Source organism: Arthrobacter sp. TMP15 (assembly GCF_039529835.1).
Lineage (GTDB): Bacteria > Actinomycetota > Actinomycetes > Actinomycetales > Micrococcaceae > Specibacter.
The window spans coordinates 818,205-840,127 of the sequence record NZ_CP154262.1 but is presented as its reverse complement, the minus strand read 5'-3'; the positions used below and the strand labels follow the sequence as shown (position 1 = coordinate 840,127).

At 56.7% G+C, this 21,923-nt stretch carries 19 protein-coding genes; 11 read left to right on the top strand and 8 right to left on the bottom strand.

What is annotated here, in order from left to right; genetic code table 11:
• Positions 1 to 198: 198 nt before the first annotated feature.
• Positions 199 to 1,713 (bottom strand): SulP family inorganic anion transporter, encoded by a 1,515-nt coding sequence (locus AAFM46_RS03755; RefSeq protein ID WP_343319652.1) that lies wholly within the window; start codon positions 1,711 to 1,713, stop codon positions 199 to 201.
• Positions 1,714 to 1,886: 173 nt separating this feature from the next.
• On the opposite strand from AAFM46_RS03755, the gene AAFM46_RS03750 reads away from it, so the two are divergent.
• The 6 genes from AAFM46_RS03750 to AAFM46_RS03725 all read left to right on the top strand — a co-directional run bounded on the left by AAFM46_RS03750 (position 1,887) and on the right by AAFM46_RS03725 (position 7,600).
• On the top strand, positions 1,887 to 2,261 hold the full coding sequence (locus AAFM46_RS03750) for a MerR family transcriptional regulator (protein ID WP_343319650.1): 375 nt from the start codon (positions 1,887 to 1,889) through the stop codon (positions 2,259 to 2,261).
• Between the two features lie 134 nt (positions 2,262 to 2,395).
• The gene (locus AAFM46_RS03745; protein WP_343319649.1) at positions 2,396 to 2,875 is read left to right on the top strand and encodes a hypothetical protein; all 480 of its coding nucleotides are present in this window, start codon (positions 2,396 to 2,398) and stop codon (positions 2,873 to 2,875) included.
• 113 nt (positions 2,876 to 2,988) lie between these two features.
• Positions 2,989 to 4,044, top strand: a complete 1,056-nt coding sequence (locus AAFM46_RS03740) for an alpha/beta fold hydrolase (protein WP_343319647.1) — start codon at positions 2,989 to 2,991, stop codon at positions 4,042 to 4,044.
• 184 nt (positions 4,045 to 4,228) lie between these two features.
• Entirely contained in the window at positions 4,229 to 4,933 is a 705-nt protein-coding gene (locus tag AAFM46_RS03735) for a hypothetical protein (protein ID WP_343319646.1), read from the top strand.
• 94 nt (positions 4,934 to 5,027) lie between these two features.
• A complete protein-coding gene (locus tag AAFM46_RS03730; protein ID WP_343320346.1) occupies positions 5,028 to 6,806 on the top strand; it encodes an amidohydrolase in 1,779 nt (592 codons plus the stop codon).
• Positions 6,807 to 6,880: 74 nt separating this feature from the next.
• The gene (locus AAFM46_RS03725; protein ID WP_343319644.1) at positions 6,881 to 7,600 is read left to right on the top strand and encodes a hypothetical protein; all 720 of its coding nucleotides are present in this window, start codon (positions 6,881 to 6,883) and stop codon (positions 7,598 to 7,600) included.
• A 139-nt stretch (positions 7,601 to 7,739) separates the two neighbouring features.
• Here AAFM46_RS03725 and putP read toward each other — a convergent pair whose 3' ends face one another.
• Complete coding sequence (gene putP, locus AAFM46_RS03720; protein WP_343319643.1) at positions 7,740 to 9,263, bottom strand: sodium/proline symporter PutP; 1,524 nt, start codon at positions 9,261 to 9,263, stop codon at positions 7,740 to 7,742.
• 237 nt (positions 9,264 to 9,500) lie between these two features.
• Here putP and AAFM46_RS03715 point away from each other — a divergent pair, with 237 nt between their 5' ends.
• The 3 genes from AAFM46_RS03715 to AAFM46_RS03705 all read left to right on the top strand — a co-directional run bounded on the left by AAFM46_RS03715 (position 9,501) and on the right by AAFM46_RS03705 (position 11,267).
• Positions 9,501 to 10,340, top strand: coding sequence for a tryptophan-rich sensory protein (locus tag AAFM46_RS03715; protein WP_343319641.1), 840 nt, complete (start codon positions 9,501 to 9,503; stop codon positions 10,338 to 10,340).
• Between the two features lie 88 nt (positions 10,341 to 10,428).
• Positions 10,429 to 10,596, top strand: coding sequence for a hypothetical protein (locus AAFM46_RS03710; RefSeq protein WP_343319640.1), 168 nt, complete (start codon positions 10,429 to 10,431; stop codon positions 10,594 to 10,596).
• Between the two features lie 50 nt (positions 10,597 to 10,646).
• Positions 10,647 to 11,267: a PH domain-containing protein gene (locus tag AAFM46_RS03705; protein WP_343319639.1), complete on the top strand. Its 621-nt coding sequence runs from the start codon at positions 10,647 to 10,649 to the stop codon at positions 11,265 to 11,267.
• Between the two features lie 80 nt (positions 11,268 to 11,347).
• On the opposite strand, the gene AAFM46_RS03700 is transcribed toward AAFM46_RS03705, so the two are convergent.
• The 4 genes from AAFM46_RS03700 to AAFM46_RS03685 form a co-directional block, all read right to left on the bottom strand.
• Positions 11,348 to 13,075 carry an ABC transporter family substrate-binding protein gene (locus tag AAFM46_RS03700; RefSeq protein WP_343319638.1) on the bottom strand — a complete coding sequence of 576 codons (1,728 nt, stop codon included), beginning with the start codon at positions 13,073 to 13,075 and terminating at the stop codon, positions 11,348 to 11,350.
• A 111-nt stretch (positions 13,076 to 13,186) separates the two neighbouring features.
• Positions 13,187 to 15,256, bottom strand: coding sequence for an ABC transporter ATP-binding protein (locus AAFM46_RS03695; protein WP_343320344.1), 2,070 nt, complete (start codon positions 15,254 to 15,256; stop codon positions 13,187 to 13,189).
• Between the two features lie 103 nt (positions 15,257 to 15,359).
• On the bottom strand, positions 15,360 to 16,286 hold the full coding sequence (locus tag AAFM46_RS03690) for an ABC transporter permease (RefSeq protein WP_283530695.1): 927 nt from the start codon (positions 16,284 to 16,286) through the stop codon (positions 15,360 to 15,362).
• Positions 16,287 to 16,288: 2 nt separating this feature from the next.
• Positions 16,289 to 17,272 carry an ABC transporter permease gene (locus tag AAFM46_RS03685; RefSeq protein WP_343319636.1) on the bottom strand — a complete coding sequence of 328 codons (984 nt, stop codon included), beginning with the start codon at positions 17,270 to 17,272 and terminating at the stop codon, positions 16,289 to 16,291.
• Between the two features lie 529 nt (positions 17,273 to 17,801).
• On the opposite strand from AAFM46_RS03685, the gene AAFM46_RS03680 reads away from it, so the two are divergent.
• Both AAFM46_RS03680 and idi read left to right on the top strand, forming a co-directional pair.
• Positions 17,802 to 19,634, top strand: a complete 1,833-nt coding sequence (locus AAFM46_RS03680) for a hypothetical protein (protein ID WP_343319635.1) — start codon at positions 17,802 to 17,804, stop codon at positions 19,632 to 19,634.
• Between the two features lie 125 nt (positions 19,635 to 19,759).
• A complete protein-coding gene (gene idi / locus AAFM46_RS03675; RefSeq protein WP_343319634.1) occupies positions 19,760 to 20,308 on the top strand; it encodes an isopentenyl-diphosphate Delta-isomerase in 549 nt (182 codons plus the stop codon).
• A 16-nt stretch (positions 20,309 to 20,324) separates the two neighbouring features.
• Here idi and AAFM46_RS03670 read toward each other — a convergent pair whose 3' ends face one another.
• Positions 20,325 to 21,146 (bottom strand): SDR family NAD(P)-dependent oxidoreductase, encoded by an 822-nt coding sequence (locus AAFM46_RS03670; RefSeq protein WP_343319633.1) that lies wholly within the window; start codon positions 21,144 to 21,146, stop codon positions 20,325 to 20,327.
• A gap of 67 nt (positions 21,147 to 21,213) precedes the next feature.
• The gene (locus AAFM46_RS03665; protein ID WP_343319632.1) at positions 21,214 to 21,921 is read right to left on the bottom strand and encodes a hypothetical protein; all 708 of its coding nucleotides are present in this window, start codon (positions 21,919 to 21,921) and stop codon (positions 21,214 to 21,216) included.
• Between the last annotated feature and the right edge of the window lie 2 nt (positions 21,922 to 21,923).

Below are 21,923 nucleotides of genomic sequence, written 5' to 3'. Positions count from 1 at the left end.
TAATTGTTTGTGCTGATTCATTTCGTTGTGACTGCGGCTTGTAATTCAGAGTCGGGAGACACCGAGCATCGCCGTACCTAAAGAAAAGCAAACCCACTGAGGCCCACGAGAGAAGCTGCGCTCCGGGGCAGATCAAGGCGAGCGGACAAACTTCGCCAGCTGGCCGGCGTCGCACATTATCACCGTGGGCACACAACCTCAGCCGAGCTTGCCGCCCAGACGTTGACGCATCAGTGTGCTGACCTCGTTCAAGCCAACAACTTCCACGTTCTTACCGTGTTTGCGGTATTTCTCTGTAATGGCGTCCAGCGCGGCGATCGTGGAGGCATCCCAAAGGTGGGAGCCATGCATGTCGATGACAACGTGATCAGGATCCATGGCATAGTCGAACTGCGTGTACAGGTCATTGGAAGATGCAAAGAACAGCTCACCATTGACAACATAGCTGGCCGTTTCCTGCCCATTGAGGGATTCCACGCTCCGTTCAACCGTCACAAAGTGTGCCACCCGGCGGGCAAACAGCACCATGGCCACGAGTACACCCACGCCCACACCGATGGCCAGGTTGTGCGTCACAACAGTGACAATCACCGTGGCAACCATGACCATCGTCTCGCTCTTGGGCATCATTTTCAGCGTAGAAGGACGGATGCTGTGCCAGTCGAAGGTGGCGATAGAGACAAACACCATCACGGCCACAAGCGCCGCCATCGGAATCAACGAGACCACATCGCCTAGCACCACAACGAGGATGAGCAGGAACAGTCCCGCCAGGAACGTGGAGATGCGAGTGCGCCCTCCGGAGGCTTTGACGTTGATCATGGTCTGGCCGATCATGGCACAGCCACCCATCCCGCCAAAGAACCCTGTGACAATGTTCGCCACGCCCTGACCCCACGCTTCACGGGTCTTGGATGAACGAGTGTCAGTAATATCATCAACCAGCTTCGCCGTCATTAGGGATTCAAGCAGACCTACAAACGCCATAGCCAGGGAAAAGGGGAAGATAATCTGCAAAGTTTCCATACTGAACGGCACATTCGGCATGAACAGTGACGGCAACGAATCTGGCAGCGCGCCCTTATCCCCCACAGTGGGCACAATGATCGCGGCGAAAACAGTGATCAACGTCAACACCACAATGGCTACCAGCGGCGACGGAACGACCTTCGTTAACTTCGGCAGACCAAAAATGATCAGCAGGCCAACCGCAGCCAACGGATACACCAGCCACGGCACACCAAGGAGTTCAGGGACTTGGGACATAAAGATCAGGATGGCCAATGCGTTCACGAAACCCACCATGACCGAACGTGGAATGAAACGCATCAACTTTGCCACGCCAGAGACCCCCAGTATTATCTGGAAGACACCGGCCAAAATGACGGCAGCAATGAGATAGTCAATCCCGTGGCTCTTCATCAAAGGAGCGATCACCAGCGCAACCGCACCGGTGGCAGCGGAAATCATCGCCGGACGTCCGCCAACGAAGGAAATTGTTACGGCCATGGTGAACGCCGCAAACAAGCCGATCCGTGGATCCACTCCGGCAATGATGGAGAAGGCGATAGCCTCCGGGATCAGCGCCAGTGCAACAACGAGTCCGGCCAGGACCTCGGTCTTGAGCCTGCGCGGGGACTTCAAAGCACGCAGCACCGATTGGAGCTGTTCGGGAGTTATAACCGGTGAATCTGCGGCAGTTTTGACGGCCATTGCTGGCTCCGTTCATGGTCAGGACGACGCAGTACGACGCCTTCGCTTTTCAAAATTAGGGGGACGCGACACCGCGCCAAGGTATAAATGGGATGCCAAATGGACTCCCGCTACTCAGCAACTCTACCTTAACGTGATGGTAGGGTTGCATTTGGATCCGAACGGCGGCAGGCATGAGAACGAGAACAGGCATAACTATGCATATTGGGGAACTGGCGGAGCGGACAGGGTTGTCTCTGCGTACCATTCGCCATTACGACGACGTTGGGCTGCTCCCAGCTACGGCTCGCACCGAGGGTGGCTTTCGTGTTTATTCCGAGGAAGACTTCCAGAGCTTAATGGTCATCAAACAAATGAAACCGCTTGGATTTGCACTGGAGGAAATGGCTGAAATACTTGCTCTCCTTGACTCTCGTGATGCCCTAACACCCTCTAGCGAGGGGGACGATAAACTTTCCGGTTTCCGCCAGCAAGCCCTCACCCAGCGAGCTAAAATGGCGCGCAACTTGGCACAAGCCGATGAGTTCATCCAGCGCCTCGAGCGCTGACATACGCGCCACATTGGTGAGTCCCGGCGTCGCACATCCAGATCGGGACGGAACCGGAGCGCGAACCTCTACTGTAGAACTAGCGCGGACCTCTTTGCCGTGATTTCATTCAGCGAAGTAACGGAGCACTTAGCGTGAGGGACCTTTCAAGGGCTGGCGGCACCATCCTGATCGCCGATTTCGTGAACATTGACGCGGCCGGGAAGGTCAATATCATTGGCGGCGGGGTGCAGTTTCTGGGCTTCGATCCGGATACCGGGATCACCGCACCATTCTCGCTGTTCGCCAATGTCACAGTGAGCCTGCCGAGTCTGGATGACGTCACTGCCACCGTGGAAGTTGCACTTATCGATGCCGACGGACAGCCCGTAACGGTGCCAAGTCAGGATGGTCCGGCGCCCTTGCAGTTCACTCAGACGGTTGATTTTGCGCACACAATCAACCCGGAAATTCAGGCCCCGCCGATGGGCTTCCCGGGAAGCTCAAAAGTGGTATTGAATTTCCCCAGTGGTCTTCCGCTACCGGTGGGCACCACCTATGAATGGGTGGTGCTGATGGACGGTATACGGCTGGCATCCACAACGTTCTTTGTGCCCGGCACGGTTGAGGCCTAGCCACAGTTCAACCGGCTGGCAGCCCCTGAAAGCCTCGATGTTTCATGCCGACGTTGGTAGTCTTTGGCTCAATGGCAGCTCTGCCTTGGACCAGATTAGGAAAGGCCCTTCACATGAACGGGTTTCCGTTGGACTACGAAATGTACGAACTTGGCAATTTGATACTTCAGGGCGGTGCAACGCTCCGAGGGGCGCGATTGGCCTATAAAACCTATGGCAGTCTCAACGCCGACAAGAGCAACGCAATTGTCTACCCCACCTGGTACTCCGGGCGACATTGGGACAACGAATGGCTAATCGGGGAAGATAAAGCGCTAGATCCCACCAAGTACTTCATCATTGTCCCGAATATGATTGGCAATGGTCTTTCAAGCTCCCCCAGTAATATGCCAGCGCCCTATAACGCAGGCAGCTTCCCCAACATCACCTTCTACGACCAAGTTCAGGCGCAGCACCAGCTAGTAACTGAACACTTTGGCATTGAAACCTTGGCCCTTGTTACAGGGTGGTCAATGGGCGCCGGCCAAACCTACCAATGGGCTGTCAGCTACCCCGACATGGTGCAACGGGCACTGCCGTTCTGCGGCTCGTCCAAAACCAGCGAGCACAACTTCGTGTTCCTCGAGGGCGTCAAGGCAGCCTTGCAAACCGACTCCTCCTTCCAGAACGGCTTTTACACTGAGCAGCCAACTCGTGGGCTTCGCGCAGTTAGTCGCGTGTATGCCGGCTGGGGCTTCTCGCAAGCGTTCTACTGGGATCAGGTCTATAAGGACATGGGATTTTCAGCGCGTCTGCGCGCGGATCTTTCGTACTCCTCACTTGAGGACTTTCTAGTGGGGTACTGGGAAGGCCACTTCCTAGGCCACCGAGATGCCAACGACCTTCTCACCCAGCTGTGGACTTGGCAGCACGGCGACGTCGGGGCGACTCCCGGATTCGGCGGCGACCACATCAAGGCGTTGCAATCCATCAAAGCCAAGCTGATAGCGCTGCCGGCAAAAAAGGATCTTTACTTCTGCCCAGAAGATGAAGAGTATGCCTCCCAGTACATTCCCAACGGAGAGGTTCGCGTCATCACGGGAGTCTGGGGACACTTTGCCGGAAGCGGAGACAGCCCCGTAGATGCGGCCTACATCAACAGTGTTGCCCAAGAACTATTGGATAGCTGACTCGCTTAGACGGTGCCCACTGCATCTTGCGGCCAGGCCCCCATGAGCGTTCCCCTGCAGTTCATCTGCAGTTCATCTGGCCCACATTGCAGTGGCTTGCTCTGCAGGGACGTGAACTCCATACTCACGCAGATAGCGCCCATATGCCCATATAGGTGATCCGCTAGGGTGAAAAATGCGGAAGATGAAGAACGTACCGGATCCGGAAGCATGGACTATTCGAGATGGAGCATTGTGGAAAACCGCAGAACTTGCCTCCGCAGTCCTAAAGCGCAAACTCGGGGAGGAACCAACTTTTCCTGTCCCTTTTGCACTCCGCTTTGGTGGCGCCAGCGAGGGAGTTTATGCCCACGGCCCCTTCCAATTATTTGAAGTCCGCGCTGGCGGAGATGGAAGCTACGTGCACAACAGTTCGGTGGTGGCCGCTCCTGGTCGCGGAGCTGTCCCCTTCATGCTGGGATTTGTTGCCACCCAAGCTATCGGAAATGCTGCACGCCGAAACCATGCAAACAACCAGGCCCAGTTACAGTTGCAGACCATTGACCATGGGACTGTCGGGGTCAGTAATTACGGTTCCTACCTGCACACACCAGCGGCAGTTCATGCGTGGCAGTGGCGCGACGTCACTCTCGCAGAACTCACCGGCCCCGGGCAACTTCGTATTCAAGGCCAATCCAACCGTGGGTCCGTCAACTGGATCTTGGAATCCGACTGGGCTGAACTCATCTTCGTTTTTTGGGCCAGTGTTTGCAATCCAACAAATCAACAATTCGTTACGAGAACCTGGCTGCCCCAAGAATGGGTAACGAGAGCATTTATTTGGTCAAAGTCCAACTCATCGGCCACTAGCGCAGGGTTCAAGGACCTTTACGACGGGCTGGAATCCTAAGCTGGCCTTCCACGTAGTCCCGTTCGCGTTGTTCTTAGCGCTGTTCTTAGCGAGCGGCTGCACATCCCCAAGCACCGGGGCTACCATAGTGAACATGTGCGGAGCCTGCGATCCTAGGTCAAATATAAATCCCGTCAAGCCCACCGTTGGCCTGTCTGACGCGCCAGCCCCACCGGGCCAGCGCGGCACTCACAAACAACACGGCCGCCGCAGTCAAAGCGGTCAACACCTAAAAGCACTTCCCGAGCAGTTGGATCCCACACTGTGGCAGGACGGGCCAGCCGAAGCTGAGCTATTGATCACCGGCGGCCCCGTCATCACCATGGACAAAGACCGTCCCAATGCAGAAGCGGTTGCCATCCGCCAGGGACGAATCATGGCTGTTGGCTCAAAGGAAGAACTGCGCTCCCTAACAGGCACCAAAACAGAGTTCATTGATCTTGATGGCCGAACGCTGCTGCCAGGGCTCATTGATCCGCATATGCATTCCTCCATGGTCCAGCTCAACGACTGGGTTGATGTGAGCCCAATGAAGACACCAACGCAGGATGAGGTATTTGCGGCTCTCCGCAATGCCCCCGCAACCTCAACCGGATGGGTGTTGGCTCAGCAGTTCGACCCCAGCATCACCGAGGGCCACCCTGTTTTGAACCGTGAAGTACTTGACCGTCTGGTTCCTGACCGCCCTCTTCTGGTGCTGGAAAGCAACGGGCACATCGCCTACGTAAATTCCGTGGCTCTAGCCCAAGCCGGGGTGGACAGGGAGAGCCCCGACCCGCCCGCAGGAAGGTACACCCGCGACGAACGCGGTGAACTGACCGGACGCTTGGAAGAGTCCTCAGCCCTGGCTGCTTTCCGCCAAGGCATTCCATTCGTTACCGGAGATGCCGCCACAACCCGCATTCGCGAACTGCTATGGCATGCAGCAAAAAAGGGCGTCACCCTGCTTCACGACTGCGGAATTGGTTCAATCGCGGGCACCTCAGACTTAGCAGGATTACAAGATGCTCTCGATGCTGATTCACCCGTGCGATACCGGGGAATGCTTGTTTCAACCGCCTATGACGCGTGGATGGACATGGGAATCCGGCCAGGATTCGGCAACGACCTGTTCAGGGTTGGCGGTATCAAGGCCTGGTCTGACGGTTCCAACCAGGCTGGCACAGGTTACCAACGCGAACCCTATCTGGGCCAGACAAGCCGGGGTTCGCTGAACTACTCACCCAAAGAACTAGCGGACGTAGTGCTGCGCGCGCACCTGGACGGCTGGCAGGTTGGGGTGCATGCCAATGGCGATGCTGCCATCAACGTGACCATCGATGCCTTTGAACAAGCGTTGCGCAACCATCCCCGTTCCGATCACCGCCATAGGATCGAGCACTGCAGCGTTATGCGCCCTGAACACATCGAGAGAATGGTGGCACTGGGGCTGTCACCGTCATTTTTGATCGGGCATATCCGCTGGTGGGGTAAGGCTTTCCAGGACAGGCTGCTGGGCCTTGAACGGGCCGCATTTTACGATCCGTGCGCCTCGGCTCTGAGCGCGGGCTTGCGAATTTCCCTGCATAGTGATTGGAACGTCACTCCGCTGGAGCCACTTCGCTACGTCCAAGATGCTGCCACCCGAATCATGGCCGAAGGTGGGGACGTCTTGAATATTAACGAACGCATTAGCGTAGAGGCAGCCCTTCGGGCCGTCACGATCGACGCCGCCTGGCAGTGCGGTGCTGACACGGTCACCGGCTCAATCCAGACTGGTAAATACGCTGACCTTCTGATGTTGGAGGAAAACCCGTTGGAGGTTCGGGCCACATCGATCGACGCCATTGCCGTTTCCCAGACTTTCCTGGGCGGCAAAGTGTGCTCCCGGTAACTTCGTCCCCGCGCAGGCACTCGCGTGGACCGCTCAGCTTGGAAGCAGGAGGCGTTGCACAGTAACCTCAACCCATGACCGCCAACAAAGCCGACCCCAAAAACACCGCTGCTAAGAAGAACGCGCAAAAGCCAAGTAAGGAATCAACCACCGAGGCCGGGCGCCCGCAGTTCTCCCCCGGGGACCTTGCACCAGCAACAGCTGTGGCATTCGTTTTTTTGATTCTACGAATCTTTGCCGTATCCGGCTATGACTGGAATACAGCGTTCGCGGTGAGTACCACGCTGCGTGTCAGTGATGGATTGGCTTTGGTCTTTGGTTCCCTCATGGCAGGTCATGTTCTTGTGGAGATTTTATTGGTGGGCGTTCTTCCGCTTCTGATCGCGACGTTCTTGTGGTCCTCGAGCGGGCACCGGGCCACAGTGCTGTTAGCTACCACTTTAAGCGCCGTGACACTGATTGCGTTGACAGTCAGTTTCCAAATTTGGTGGTTGCCGATAGCAACGGCAGCCGTATTCGTTGTGTTCGCGCTAACCCACAGGCTCTCGGCAAAGCACTGGCTGAGCCGCGTGTTTTCAGTGGCCATGGCCAGCGTTGGCGGCGTGGCCGCAGTGGCGGTGTTGCTTATTGCTGCTTTTGTCCAGACACCGTGGGTTCCCCAAGAGCACATCCAAACCACAGATGGCATGCTCATTGGCTACGTTCTCAGCGTGGATTCCGGATACCTGAATGTGTTGACGCAGGAGCATGAATTTGTGATCCTGAACAGCGGCGATGTGCTTTCCCGCAAGTAGCACCCGCACGCAGCACCACCGCAGATAGTGAGAAAAAAGAGGGCACCGCAACCGTCGAGTAAATACTCAACGGTTGCGGGCCCTCGTTTTCGCAATCCAACGTTCCCTTTCGGAGACGCCGTTGGCAGGTGGGGTGGGACTATTCCGCCGCCACCATGACAGGCTTCTTGTCGCTTGAATCTGCGAGCATCGCCGTGAATTCCTCTTCGATGACCGGGTTCTTCTTGTAGGTCATCTTAGAGATGACTACTGCCAACAAGAGGTTGATCAGGAATGCAGGGACGATTTCATACATGGCATCATGGAGCACCGGGGTCTTGCCCCAAGCAAACACCACGATGGTTCCTACGATCATGCCCACCAACGCGCCGCGGGCAGTGAGCTTGCGCCAGTAAAGGCTCAGCAACACGATGGGACCGAATGCGGCACCAAATCCTGCCCATGCGAAGGACACCAACTCTAGGATGCTTGCTTCACGGTCCAAGGCAATAACGGCAGCAATAACAGCCACCACCAAGACGCCTAGGCGGCCCAGGGCAACCTGGCGCTTAGGTGAGGACTCCCGGCCGGTCATGTTGTAGAGGTCTTCCACCAAGGCGGAGGAGCAAACAATCAGCTGTGAGGAAATGGTTGACATGATGGCAGCCAATACTGCCGCCAGAACCAAACCAGCAACGAACGGGTGGAAGAAGATCTGACTCAGTCGCAGGAAGACCGTTTCTGGGTCATCAAGTCCCATGGAGGGATTCTCAGCAAAGTAACCGATACCTACAAGAGCGGTGCACACTGCACCGGTTGCGGCCAGAACCATCCAGCCAATTCCGATCCGGCGGCCAACTTTGGCGTCCTGCGGTGAGCGCAGAGCCATGAATCGCACAATGATGTGCGGCTGGCCGAAGTAGCCCAAGCCCCATGCCGCGGTGGAGAAAATTCCCACCGCCCATACCAGTGAGTTTCCGTCGCCGAAGCCGGCGAACAGATTTAAGTTATCCGGATCAATGTTTTGCAGCCGGGTCACAGTAGCCCCAACGCCACCGGTTTGAACAACGGCAATGATCGGTACCACTATGAGAGCAACAAACATCAAAATACCCTGGGCGACGTCGGTTAAAGTGGCTCCAATGAAACCGCCGAAGAGAGTGTAGGTCAAAGTGATAATCGTGACCACACCCATGCCGACCAAATAGGGCCAGCTGAAGGAAGCTTCAAAGAACTTTCCTGCCGCTACCATGCCTGAAGATACGTAGAAGGTGAAGAACACCAAAATGATCAGCGATGAGGCAATGCGCAGCCAGTGCGAGTTCTCCTTGAGCCGCTTCTCAAAGAAGCTCGGAATGGTGATTGCGTTTTGCGAGATCGCCGTGTAGGAGCGTAGCCGGGGGGCTACAAACTTCCAGTTCAGCCACGCGCCAATGGTCAGTCCAATAGCAATCCAGGCCTCCACCAAACCACTCAGGTAAATGGCGCCAGGCAGACCCATGATGAGCCATCCAGACATATCTGAGGCGCCTGCTGACAGAGCGGCAACGCCTGGCTTTAGTTCACGTCCTGCCAGCATGTAGTCATCGAGGTCATTCGTCTTCCTGAAGGCGAAATAACCGATGGCGAGCATTCCCGCCAGGTAAACCGCTATCGCAAGCAGTTGAAAAGCATGTTCAGTCACTAATTGTTCCTTTACATTCTTTGACGCATCATTGCGTTCATGGATAGCACCCAGAACAGCTGGATTGTCACAATGAATGGCGGCCAATATTTTTGACAAGTAGTTCGAACATACCAAAATCCTTGTTCACACGCGATGCTAGACGCAGAGGATTATAACAATTCCCGGCCAAGCTGGCCATTTACCAGAACCGTGTGAGACCCTGCCCCAACTCTCTTAAGAAGATAATGTGGAGACATGAACCAGACCTCAGCCAGAAGCGATAAATTACGTCAAGTGGTGGTGGCCATCAGCGCCGTGGTAGCGCTCATCGGTTCTTTTATTGGATCCGGGGCCGCCGGTGGCACCCCGATACAAAATGCCTCCAACGGCGCATTAGCCGCCGATGCCACTCTTATAGCCCCCGATGGTCCCGCTTTTTCAATCTGGAGCGTAGTGTATTTAGGCCTGGTGGCCTACGCAATCTGGCAATTTCTGCCAGCCCAAACCAAGCAAATCCGCCACCGCCTGCTGGGATACCCCGCAGCGGCATCACTGCTCCTGAATGCGGCCTGGATCCTGAGTATTCAGTTCGATCTGCTCTGGCTGAGCGTTCCAATTATTGTTATATTGCTTGCGGTGCTGGCATGGATCTTCGTGCTGCTCTTGCGCTACCGTCCAAGCAACACTTGGGACGCTCTGATCACTGACGGCACAATGGGGCTTTACCTTGGGTGGGTGTGTGTGGCTACAGCCGCCAATGTTTCTGCCGTTCTTGTGGCCTCTGGCTTTGCTGGATTCGGGCTCAACCCCAATATCTGGTCTGTGCTAGTTCTCGCCGTTGCCGCAGCTGTGGGAATCGCCTTAGCCCTGTACGGTAAGGGCCGTTTGGCGCCCACAGCGTCGCTATGCTGGGGCCTGGTATGGGTAGCGGTGGCAAGGCTCACCGGTGATTTACTCTCTACTCCTACGGCAGTTGCGGCACTAGTGGCCACCGCTTTGGTACTCATCGTCACCCTCGCTGCACGCTTCCGCGCAACAAGTTCAACCCGTTCAAGCCGTTCAAGCCGTTCAAGTGGGCCAGCTGCCACGGCCTGAGCCCGAAGCCTGAGCCCGAAGGCAAAACTCAAAAGTCAAAAGTCAGAGAACTCTAGCGAACGCTCCTGCCCACAGCTAGGGTATGGGCATGAGCAAGCATCCAGATGACAACGACAAAGACTTGATCAACGGCGCCCCTGCGGGTGACCCGCTTACCGAGGCCTATACAGGGATGGTTTCCCCTGACATCGAGGAAATCAACGAACACGCTGCACGCCGCGCCAAGGAAGATCAGGTGGAACCGGACAGCATGTAGGAGCGAATCTGCGCTGGGGATGCGCCAAAGTCTGGCATTCTTGAATGATCATGGACATAGCCCCGAAAAGCCAGCGTACAGTGACCGTCTACTCCGCTCCGACCCGCGTCCTTGCTGCGGTTGCCTGGGCGTTTTGTGCTTTCTTTGCGGTGAATTTGCTCTTCACAGGCAGCCCTCTTTCCATTTGGCATTTCATGCCGTGGCTGTTCTTCGTGGCGTGGGGCATCTTCATTTTGCTGTGGCGCCCGCAGCTGCTGATTCACCCTGAGGGCCTATCCATCCGCAACCTTCTGCGCGACCACGAAGTCCCGTTCAGCGAACTCACCGCTCTGCGCGTCATGCAAACCGTCAGCTTTGACACCAGCGCCGGGCGCATTTCTAGCTGGGGCGCTCCGGGAGCCGGCAAATTGGGTCCTAAAATGCTCACCGGGACCGGAGGCGTGCGCACTATGGCGTCCCTACCCCACACTCAAGCGATGGTGCAAGCCGCGTGGGATAGCTGGGAGCAGTCCCACACTCCCCTTCAGCAGTACGACGCCGGAACCTCCGTCCCCGATCACTCCGGCTACCAGCCCGGTGCACAACCAAAGATGACTAGTAAGTGGAATGTACCGGCCGCCGTCGCCGGTGTCATTGTGCTAATTTTGGCCATTCTCAGCACGTTCATCTAGAACAGAGTTGGCCTAGAACAGAAATGAAAGGCCCGGCCCGCTCAAGGAGAGCGGACCGGGCCTTCATGCTGCGTTGTGAGTTAGGACTTGAAGCCCACAGTTGTCCAGTCAATTGATTCGAACTGGGCCGCACCGTAGTTGACCAAGCCCGTCTTGACACCCAAAGTGTTCGGGGTAGGGGTCATCGGGATCACGGGGGTGTAATCAAAGATCGTCTTGTCGATCTTGTTCGCCAGTTCAATGCGTTTGGCCGGGTCCAGCTCTGCGTTGGCCGCGCTCCACATCTCACCGAGCTTCTCATCTGTGATGCCGGTGAAATTCTGACCGGCATCCACCGGGTAGAAGATCGACTCCGAGGAGGCAACCGGGTAAGCGGTCCCTGACCATGCGAAGCCGGTCATGTCGAAGTTGGACTTCAGCACGTAGTCCGCGAAGAACTTATCAGCCGGAACTGTGTCATTCTTCAGCGATATGCCCACAACTTTGAGGTTGGCCTGAAGCTGCTTGAAAATCTGCTCTGATACCGGGTTGTTGGCATCCAGAGTGTACGTGATTTCCAGCTTGGCGCCGTCCTTTTCCTGGATACCGTCGGCACCCTTGGTGTAGCCGGCTTCCTTCAGCAGTTCTTCGGACTTAGCTGTATCAAAACCAATAACAGCCGTGGCGTTATCTGTGTAGCCCTTCTGGCCAGGCATGTAGATGTAGCTGTTCTGGCTCGATACCGGTGCCCCGATGGGGCTCAGACGGCTAGCGGAAATGGTATCCCGGTCAACAGCGCGAGCCACTGCCTGACGAACCAACACATCCGCCAGTGGTCCCTTGGAACCATTCATGGTCACGTGGTTCCAGGTCAGGCCGCCGGACTGCTGGATGGCGCCGTCGGCACGCTTTTTGGCGGTGTCGTAGTTGTTCTTGTTGGTGCCGATGCTAAAGGCATCCAGTTCCTTGTTGGCGTAGGCCTGGGCGAGGGCATCACGAGAAACAACCTTCATGATGATCTTCTCCAGCTTCGGCTTTTCACCCCACCACTTCTCGTTGGGGAGCAAAGTGATTACCTGACCGGCGGTGTCTACCTTATCCACCTTGAAGGGACCACTTGATGGCAGGGGCTTTGACTTGTAACCCTCGTTGAACGCCTTCACGTCGGAAGCAACAGCGGCAGGAAGCACAGCTGTTTGCACCGCACCGGCGGTGCTGCCGCCGAGAATGGAAGGCCAGTCAGCGTTCTTGTTCTTGAAGGTGATCTTGAAGTTGAAATCCGAGTCTTCTTTGGTGACCGACTCGATGTCCTTGTAGACGTTGTCGCCAACAATCTGGTAGTCAGCGTTGGTGCCGTTGTTTGCCTTGATCGTGGCGTCGTAGTCCTTATAGGTGATGGGAGTGCCATCCTCCCAGACTGCCTTCGGATTCAGCTTGATCTCAACGACCTGGGGATCTTCGCTGGCCAGTTTAACTTCCGTGGCGTAATCCGGGTTCAGTTCCCAGCCACCATCGACGGTGTTGCGAACCGGGCCACCCGTTGTGGGGTCCAGCACCTCGCTACCGGCTTTGACGTTGCCGTCCACCTGCATCGTGTTCCAGTTATCAGGCATCTGGTCCACGGCAAGTGTCAACGATCCGCCATCTTTCACATCAGCGTAATCAGCCACGGTCCAAGCCGTTGTGGGCAAGGCCCCCGTTTCAGCAGCGCCCTTGCTACTGTCCACGTTGGGCTTGCTGTCACCGCCACCGCCGCCTGCACTGCAGCCTGTGACTGTGAGGGCCAGAGCTAGAACTCCGGCGCCCATCATCTTCTTGATTTGTTGCATTATTTCCTCCCATTGGTGTTCCCCGGCGGATCATAGGTCTTGTTCCGCGGAGACTTTGGCTACGGTAAGTCTTTGAGGTTTTTCATGACGGTTATCATGAGGTTCGCAAGTTCAAACCCTTCCGGGCGTCATGAGTTCAATGTGCTCAGCGTGGTGGCATGCCACTAGGCTGCCGTCCATCTCGCTGCCTGCCACGTGACGTTGCGCCGGGTCCTCGGTTCGGCAACGTTGCTGGCCGGCCGCGTCCATCAGCTTGTACAGCGGGCACCTGGTCCTGAAATTGCAACCAGTAATGTCCTCCGTGGGGCTCGGCAGGTCCCCTTCGAGGATGATCCTGCTCCGGCTGCGTTCCACTGTGGGGTCCGGGACGGGCACTGCTGACAGCAGGGCACGCGTGTAAGGGTGCTGGGGGTTGTCGAAGATCTGCTCCGAGGCTCCGCTTTCCACGATCCGTCCCAAATACATGACGGCAACCGTGTCCGCGATCTGCCGCACCACCGCCAGGTCGTGTGCCACGAACAAATAGGAGAGTCCCAGTTTCTCCTGCAAGTCCTGCAGTAAGTTAATGACACCGGCCTGGATGGAGACGTCAAGGGCTGACACAGGCTCGTCAAGGACCACAATCTTGGGGTCGGTGACAAGGGCCCGGGCAATACCGATGCGTTGGCGCTGACCGCCGGAAAATTCGTGTGGGTACCGAGAAGCCATCGAAGGATCAAGACCCACCAGCTCCAAGACGTCCCGAACTTTTTTCAGGCGCTCCTTTGCGGGAACCCCGTGGACGCTTAGTGGCTCCCCCACCAGGTCTTGGACAGGAAGCCGAGGATCCAAAGACGCCATAGGGTCCTGGAACACCACTTGGATGTCCCGGCGCAGCGCCTTGCGCTCCTTCCCCGACAGCGTGGCTACGTCACGACCATTGATGGTGACTTTCCCGGCCTGCGGCGCGGTAAGTTCCAGAATCTCCATGATGGTTGTTGACTTGCCACAGCCAGACTCGCCCACCAAGCCCAGCGTTTGCCCGGACTTGATCTCAAAGTTGACCCCATCGACGGCCCGCACGGTGCCGATGGTGCGTTTGAACACCGAGCCCTTGGACAGCGGGAAGTGCCGTTCAAGCGCAGCTACTTCCAGCACGCTTTCTGAGGCAACCGCGGCCCTTTCAGCAAATGCCACCGGTTCAGGCACGGGATAGAGTTCAGCACGGTTCAGCGCACCGCTGGCAATTTCGCCAACCCGCAAACAAGCCGAAGAGTTCCGCGGATCATCAGCAATCACGTTTAGTGGTGGTTCAGTAGTGCGGCATTCGTCAATGGCCACAGGGCAACGCGGTGCAAAGGGGCATCCGGGTGCAAGATTGCTGAGCTGCGGTGGGCGGCCTTCCAGCGGAACCAAGCGGGTGTGCCCGGCCGTGGCCAGATTGGGCATGGAGCGCAGCAAACCAATGGTGTAGGGCATGGAGGGTGCGTGGAACACCTGATCAACGGTTCCGGTTTCAACGATTCGCCCGGCATACATCACGGCCAGTCTGTCCGCATTGCCGGCCACAACACCCAAATCGTGGGTGATGAGCACAACCGCAGCCCCTGTCAGGTCCTTGGCTTTCTGCAGCACTTCCAGGATCTGCGCCTGGATGGTGACATCCAAGGCGGTGGTGGGTTCATCGGCAATGATGAGGCGTGGATTGTTGGCAATCGCAATGGCAATCATGGCGCGTTGGCGCATGCCACCGGAAAACTCGTGCGGGAATGCCTGGGCGCGGCGCTCCGGGTTGGGAATGCCCACCACTTTGAGCAGTTCCACCGCACGGACATTGGCCGCAAGCTTGGAGAGCTTCCTGTCGTGAAGCTGCAACGATTCCGCGATCTGCGAACCGATCGTGTAAACCGGGGTCAGCGCGGATAACGGATCCTGGAAAATAATAGAAATGCCATCGCCACGCAGCTTGGACATTTCCCTGTCATTGCGGCCCAGTAACGATTTCCCCTCAAAAAGGATGTCCCCGGTGACTTTCGCAGACGAGGGCAGCAACCCCATGACGGCCAGCGACGACACTGACTTTCCGGAGCCTGACTCGCCCACAATACCCAGGAATTCCCCCTTGTCCACGTGGTAGTTCACCCCACGTACAGCTGTGACGGCACCGTTGGGCTGCGGGAAAGTAACACTCAGATCCCGCACTTCCAAGAGATGCTTGGACGGGTTCGACGGCGTTGGTTCAGTGTGTGCACGGGTTTGCGTTACCGCTGCGCTCACGTTTGGAGAGGCGTTCTTGGTCAAATTATCAGTCACGGTTGACTCCGGAGGTTGGGTCGACGGCGTCGCGCAAGGCATCGCCGACAAGGCTGGCCGAGAGCACCGTAAATACGAGAATGGCGGCTGGGAAGATGAAGAGCCACGGACGGGTGGAGGCAGCACCCTGGCCTGCAGAGAGCAAAGTACCCAAGGAAACATCGGGTGCCTGAATGCCGAAGCCAAAGAAGCTCAGTGTGGTTTCACTGAGAATTGCCCCACCAACGCCGAGCGTTGCATCGATGATCAGTAGCGAGGACACGTTCGGCAACACGTGCCTGCGGATGATGGTCCACGTGTCAACACCCATGAAGCGGGCCGCTTTAATGAAGTCTCGATCACGCAGGGACCGGGTCTGTGCCCGGATCACTCGAGCCATGATCATCCAGCCAAAAGCTGAGAGCAAGAAGATCAGCGCCACCCAGGACAGCGACTTGAAGATGGGGCTGAGCAGGATGAACAGGAACAAACTCGGCAACACCAGGAGCAAATCGATGACCCAGACAATTGCGCGGTCCCACCAGCCACCAAGGTAACCGGCCACGGCTCCCACCACACCGGCAACAATCGCCGCCAGTGGGCCCACCAGCAATCCGATGATGAGCGATTTGCGCAAGCCAACAATCGTTTGGGCGTAAATGTCTTCACCAATGTCACTGGTACCAAACCAGTGCAGGCCTGTTGGGCTGGAGCCCATGTTGTAAACGTCAAGATCGGTGGCATTCCACGCGTTGGGAACCAACCCAAAAATGGCCCACAAGATGATGGTGAGCAGGCCAATGATGCCCACCCAGAAGCGCGGCGTGCTGCGCAGACGGGACACCACCAGGCGGAGTCGGGACACGGGCTTTTTGGAATGGAGCACTTCGGGGTTGGCTGCCGCAGTGTCTGCGACCGGGATTTCTTCAAGCATGGCCATGGTTACACCCTCACTCTCGGGTCAAGGGCTGCGTACACAATGTCGGCAAGTGTGCCGGCGATCAGGATCAGGATGGCATTGAATAAAATGGCACCGGTAAAGGCATTGATATCACTCTGGGTGATTGCTTGGACAAGCATCTCCCCCATGCCGTGCCAGCTGAAGACCAGCTCCGTTACAGCCGCACCGGCCAGGACGGTGGCGAAGGAGTAGGCAAAGTATGTTGACATGGGAATCAGAGCCACCCGGACACCGTGCCGGACCAGGGCAGAACCGCGGGTTCGCCCTTTGGAACGTGCTGTACGGATGTAGTCAGCAGCGAGTACGTCCAACATGGCGCTTCGCTGGTATCTGGAATACCCGGCCGCGCCCAAGAGTGCCAAGGAAATGGTGGGAAGCAGCAAGTGAGCGGCACGGTCCCAGAAGTGGACCCAGAAACCGCCATCCAGCCCTGCCGTGTATTCGCCCGTGAAGTTGATCAGTTGCAAGCCCAGGAAGTTGTTCAGCATGGTTGCCACGATCATCAGCAAAATACCCAACACAAATGAGGGTGTGGCAAGAACAGTAAAGGATGCGTAGGAGATGGCCTGGTCACTGAACTTGTATTGGCGCACAGCACCCCACACACCGATGGCCACGCCCACAATAGCGGCGATGATGGTGCCAAGAATCAGCAAACGGAGGCTGGTGCCTGCTCGTGCTGTCATTTCACTGATAACAGAGGTGTTGTGGATGGTGTCCCCGAGTGAGCCATGGGCTACTAGATTCACGATCCATGCCCAGAGCCGCTCAATCACAGGAGTGTTTGGGTTGACGCCCAGATTGTCCAGAATCGCGTTGATGGTTTCATCGGAAGGCCGGGGGTTTCGTCCCAAGTACCTGCTGGCCGGGTTCAGGATCACGCTAGCCAAAACATATGCACTCAACGTAGCGATGGCTGACAAGATCGCGTAGTTGATAAACCGTTTTGCTATGAAACCGATCATGGGATCAGCCTCCACAGCACAGCAGATGCGGCATCAGTGTGACGATGCGCCATCCGCTGTTTGGGTGGGTGCAATGGCATTTAATCATCCTTAAAAGCTGGCCCGGCACACTGACCGTGGTTGACGATCTGTTAGCAACGGGGGTTTGTTCGGTTTCTTCGTGAAGTGGGAAATGTGATCTCACCAACACGTCGTCAGGCAAATGTACCCCAGCTCACACCGGGCTTTCTCGAACAAAAAGTGCGGACTATCCAAAAGGACTACTGTTCGGTAACCCCCGGCAGTATCGCCAATCATGGATTCGCTGCCATGACGCGGAAGCTGCCGTTTAGCAGCAGCAAAAACGTGACAGAAGCGTTATCTGCCCCAAGCCATCTGAGCACCGACACTGATCCGGCCAAATGGAACCCTCGATGCGCTTGTTGACACATTTTCAAGAATATGGAGGCACTTCTACGTGAAGGTACACCCCGGATGTAAGGTAAGTCACTAGAACTATCCGGAAATTGGCAACCGGAAAGGAGAGTTCATGCCTGCACAGAAAAACAGGAACAAGCTCTCCGTGCCGGAGGCCCCGGAGGCGTCAGGCGTACCTGCTGCACCGAACGGCACAGAGGCGCAGACGTATGCAGTGCACAGAGAGAATGGGAGCGTTCTGGCCCAGATTTTGATGGATCCGCGGCGGTCCTTCACGGTTGTTGTCATCTCCTATATCAATGCCGATGTGCTGCGCATAGATGCTGCACGGGTTGCTGCGCAGGTGGGAAGCGCAGCACAAGTGTTTGAAGTTGCCAACGGTGTTGAGACGCATCGCTTAGAACGGGCGTTACCTGAACTGATGCACATATTTGGCACCGGGGCCCGTGTGTATCCCCACGGACACCAGTGGACCACCAGGACACCACGGCCGCATGTTCCCCGGCGCCGCGACCAGGTGGCTGCCCTGTACCAGGCCCTTGAGCTGGAAGTCTTGGCAGCAGAGTACTCAAATGCCCCCGCCACCCTGCCGGTCTCAGTTATTTCCGAGGCTTTGGTCATGGGCTTTCCGGCCGCAGACAGGGCTGTGGTGGAGGTGCTTCCCGGTGGGGAACAGGCTGTTATTCGCGGTGAAGACCTTCTGCCGGGAGTGCCAGTGAGCTGGCTCGTGAACAAGGGTCAACGGCTGACGGGACTCCACAACCCTGGGACTCACGTTTTCGACATCAACTCACTCCTGCTCCCCCGGCCCTCTCCGGTGTCCGTCTACAAGCATGGTGATGTGGCACTTGCTCGGGTCAACTCGGTGTGCGCGGAACTCGCCCTGGTGCATCTGTGGCCCAATAACGACTTCCGGATTGGAGTCGAGAGTATTTCATCCAATGATTTGGACTCCGCCGAAGACCTCCTGACTGAGGGTGAGGTGGTACGGGTGCGGGTCTTATATGAGAACGGTGCCGTGCGTCTGTCCATGCTTGACGTGGACGACGACGAAACGGCAGTACCAGCCCCGGCGCTGGTTCATGGGGGCCCGGCCTGGCTTGACTACGACAGACCCTATACGAGCATCTTCACCGCAGGTTCCGCCGTTACCGGCACTACCCCAGACGGACTGAACGCCACCTCGCAGACTGGCTCTTCCGGCGTCGACCATGACGAAAAAGAGTCACTGCTCAGCCCGGCCCAACGCCGCACGGCCCTGCAAAGCACACAGATGCAACTGGTTTCGGCACGGCGCACCATCGATGATCTTGTGGCGGCGGCCAAACAGCAAGGCGCCACTGACAAGGTGGCACGGGCATTGCAGGACCAATTGGAAGATGAGCGCCGGGATTCTGCTGGATTGGCGCGTCGCCTGGACACCGCCGAACACCAAATTGAGGCCATCCGGGAAGAGCTGGCTAGGACCAAGACTGCGCTGGTGCAGCTTCGCCAGCAGCGGCGTTCAGCAACCTCGCGCACTGAAATGGCAGCGGAGACACTGTTTACGGATCCTGCCGACCAATTCACTTACGATTTATTGCAGGCATGGGCTAGGAGTGTTCCCCCTGCTGAGAAGGACGCCCATCCGCTAGGAACATACAGTTGCAACCCGCAGTTTCTGGCCTCGTGGCTTGCCATCACCGAGCAGCAGCGCAGCAAAACTCTCCGGGCAGTGGTGGATCTGGTGGCGGAGAGAACAGGAGCGCTGCGCAAGCGTGAACCACATGTGCTTCGCCTCAATGAAGGTGCCCACGCCAAACCAACCATGCGTGGGGAAGACGTCTGCATGAGGCTGTATGTGGAACAACGAACTGCTGGGGCACTGCGCCTGCACTATTGGAAACTACGCTCCGGCGGCGTGGAACTCCATGAGGTGGTCTCGCACAACGTAGTCAAGCCATAGACTGATCTTGGCTCGAGCCACCAGCGGCTCCCGACGGCTACACTGGACCACGCTGCTACGCGCCAGGTGCGAAAAACGTATCGGCCCTGTTGAGCGTGAAAAAAGTGGAAGGAATTGTGCCCGCTATGGATGAAAAAATTGAGTTGGTCAGGTTGCTGGATGACAATGGTACTGAAATAGGCACAGCCAACAAGGCCCTTGTGCACACTCCTGACACGCCTTTACATTTGGCCTTCTCCTGCCACCTTTTTGACGCCGAGGGCCGGACGCTACTGACCCGGCGGGCCTTGTCGAAAGTGACGTGGGCAGGAGTCTGGACAAATTCTTTCTGCGGTCATCCAGCACCCGGTGAAACCTTCGAGGAGGCAATTATCCGGCGCGCAGCGGTGGAGCTGAACATTACAGTGAAGAACATTCAACCAGCCCTTCCCGGCTTCCGGTACCGGGCCACTGATGCTTCCGGGATCGTGGAAAACGAAGTATGCCCCGTTTACACGGCCGTCTATGCTGGCGAAGGCCAAATTTCACCCAACCCTGAGGAAGTGTGCGACTGGGCTTGGGCAGCTGTTGTTGACGTTGAAGAAGCCGCAACAGCTACGCCTTTCGCCTTTAGTCCATGGCTGGTTGAGCAGCTTCACGAAGGTGTCTACACGGGCGGGCGCCTACCTGTTTGAACGTCGCGGCAAATCCTCAGCCCTGGCGCACCATTGCTGCGCTGGTGTCCCATAGCTGCTGAGCAAGATGCGGATCCTCGGCTAGCTTATTGGCCTTGGCAGGTTTCCGTCGAACATAGTATTCCCCAGGCTCCCAGTCTGTGCCCGGCTGTGTAGTAGCCAGCCAGACTAGCGTGTCTGCTCCTTGCGGAGGTGAAAGCATAAATCTCCGGCCAAACAAGCTGTAAATCATCCGCAAGGAGCCCGCTGACTCAGACGAAAAGTTGGTCCCCACCATTCCCGGGTGGAAAGCAGCAGCGTTCACACCATGATCGCCGTACCGTCGGTTTAGTTCCTTGGTGAATAGAATATTAGCTAGTTTTGCATTTCCATAGGCTGAATTGGGTGTGTAATGCTGCTGGGCGTCAAGATCATCAATATTGAACTTAGCCATAATTTTATTAGCAGCACTCGAGGTGTTAATAATCGTTGCTCTGCTCTTCACCAGTTGGTCTATCAATAACGTAGTAAGTAAGAACGGGGCCAGGTGGTTCACCTGAAATGTTTTTTCATGCCCGTCAACTGTCATTTCGCGTTGACCCATGACGCCGCCAGCATTGTTGGCAAGCACATCAATACGCGGGTACCTGTGTGCCAAGTCCGCAGAAAGTGCCCGCACTTGGGCCAGGTCGGCGAAGTCCGCAAGGAAATAGTCAGCGTCTAGCTCTTGAGCAATGGCTTTGGTTTTTTCCTCTGAACGCCCAACCACCACCAAGGTATGCCCTGGGTATGCGAGCATTTTTGCTGCCGCAGCACCGATTCCATCGCTTGCGCCGGTAATAACAGTTGTCCGTTGCATCTTGCGTCCTTAGAATAATTTTCAGCTTACATCTTCTAGCTGCGAGGAAATGCTGAAGATTTGTTTATTAGGCGCCGTCCAGCATACGCGCCACTTTTTGCTCCAGAGCGGCGATGGTTACATCGGGAAGAACTATCAAACCATCGAGTTCTTTGCGGGCCCTCTTGTACGCTGTTTGCCGCTCAGCGGGGGTTGCCCCCTCATTTTCTGCGATTTTGACGAGTTTCCGTGCTGTACCCAGGCGGTGCCGCTCTTCTTGGCTGAACGCTGAATCCTTGATTCTGTGCGCCTCCTTTTCAGCAACTTCGAACGCAACCGCATAAGCATTGACGGAATTGCGGTAGTCATCCCACCGGCTTTTGGCAGTAATCTCGGTGCCGTTCAAAGGGCGCAGTCCATCAGCATCCCGTTTTGCCCGGAGGAAAGCAACTGTCAAAGGTTCACGGACGTCACTCATCATAGGAAAGTCAATCAGTTTCCCGACGTCAAGCTCATAGTCCAGCCAGCGTCGGTTGACGGCGTCGTGCTCATCCCTAACTTTGGCGACGTCGGCCTCAGAGTAACCTCGGTCCTGCGGCTGCTGCTCGGAAGGAGGCTGGCTGCTCGTTGGATGCGCTACGCCATCCGGCACGGGGTGCTGGAGCTTGTACATTTCAATGTTGTTTTGGTGTTGGCGCTCCCGGGAGGCTAACAAGCCCTTGAAGCCTGCGCCTATCAGCCCTGCCAAGGGAAAGAGCAACCACCAATACGCGGCAAACAGTTGAGGGAGTGACATGT

What these genes read in the sequence shown, in the direction of transcription:
- AAFM46_RS03755 (WP_343319652.1), bottom strand. Translation starts at nt 1,713, where the DNA reads ATGGCCGTCAAAACTGCCGCAGATTCACCGGTTATAACTCCCGAACAG.
- AAFM46_RS03750 (WP_343319650.1), top strand. Translation starts at nt 1,887, where the DNA reads ATGAGAACGAGAACAGGCATAACTATGCATATTGGGGAACTGGCGGAG.
- AAFM46_RS03740 (WP_343319647.1), top strand. Translation starts at nt 2,989, where the DNA reads ATGAACGGGTTTCCGTTGGACTACGAAATGTACGAACTTGGCAATTTG.
- AAFM46_RS03735 (WP_343319646.1), top strand. Translation starts at nt 4,229, where the DNA reads ATGAAGAACGTACCGGATCCGGAAGCATGGACTATTCGAGATGGAGCA.
- AAFM46_RS03730 (WP_343320346.1), top strand. Translation starts at nt 5,028, where the DNA reads ATGTGCGGAGCCTGCGATCCTAGGTCAAATATAAATCCCGTCAAGCCC.
- AAFM46_RS03725 (WP_343319644.1), top strand. Translation starts at nt 6,881, where the DNA reads ATGACCGCCAACAAAGCCGACCCCAAAAACACCGCTGCTAAGAAGAAC.
- AAFM46_RS03715 (WP_343319641.1), top strand. Translation starts at nt 9,501, where the DNA reads ATGAACCAGACCTCAGCCAGAAGCGATAAATTACGTCAAGTGGTGGTG.
- AAFM46_RS03710 (WP_343319640.1), top strand. Translation starts at nt 10,429, where the DNA reads ATGAGCAAGCATCCAGATGACAACGACAAAGACTTGATCAACGGCGCC.
- AAFM46_RS03705 (WP_343319639.1), top strand. Translation starts at nt 10,647, where the DNA reads ATGGACATAGCCCCGAAAAGCCAGCGTACAGTGACCGTCTACTCCGCT.
- AAFM46_RS03700 (WP_343319638.1), bottom strand. Translation starts at nt 13,075, where the DNA reads ATGCAACAAATCAAGAAGATGATGGGCGCCGGAGTTCTAGCTCTGGCC.
- AAFM46_RS03690 (WP_283530695.1), bottom strand. Translation starts at nt 16,286, where the DNA reads ATGGCCATGCTTGAAGAAATCCCGGTCGCAGACACTGCGGCAGCCAAC.
- AAFM46_RS03685 (WP_343319636.1), bottom strand. Translation starts at nt 17,272, where the DNA reads ATGATCGGTTTCATAGCAAAACGGTTTATCAACTACGCGATCTTGTCA.
- AAFM46_RS03680 (WP_343319635.1), top strand. Translation starts at nt 17,802, where the DNA reads ATGCCTGCACAGAAAAACAGGAACAAGCTCTCCGTGCCGGAGGCCCCG.
- idi (WP_343319634.1), top strand. Translation starts at nt 19,760, where the DNA reads ATGGATGAAAAAATTGAGTTGGTCAGGTTGCTGGATGACAATGGTACT.
- AAFM46_RS03670 (WP_343319633.1), bottom strand. Translation starts at nt 21,146, where the DNA reads ATGCAACGGACAACTGTTATTACCGGCGCAAGCGATGGAATCGGTGCT.
- AAFM46_RS03665 (WP_343319632.1), bottom strand. Translation starts at nt 21,921, where the DNA reads ATGTCACTCCCTCAACTGTTTGCCGCGTATTGGTGGTTGCTCTTTCCC.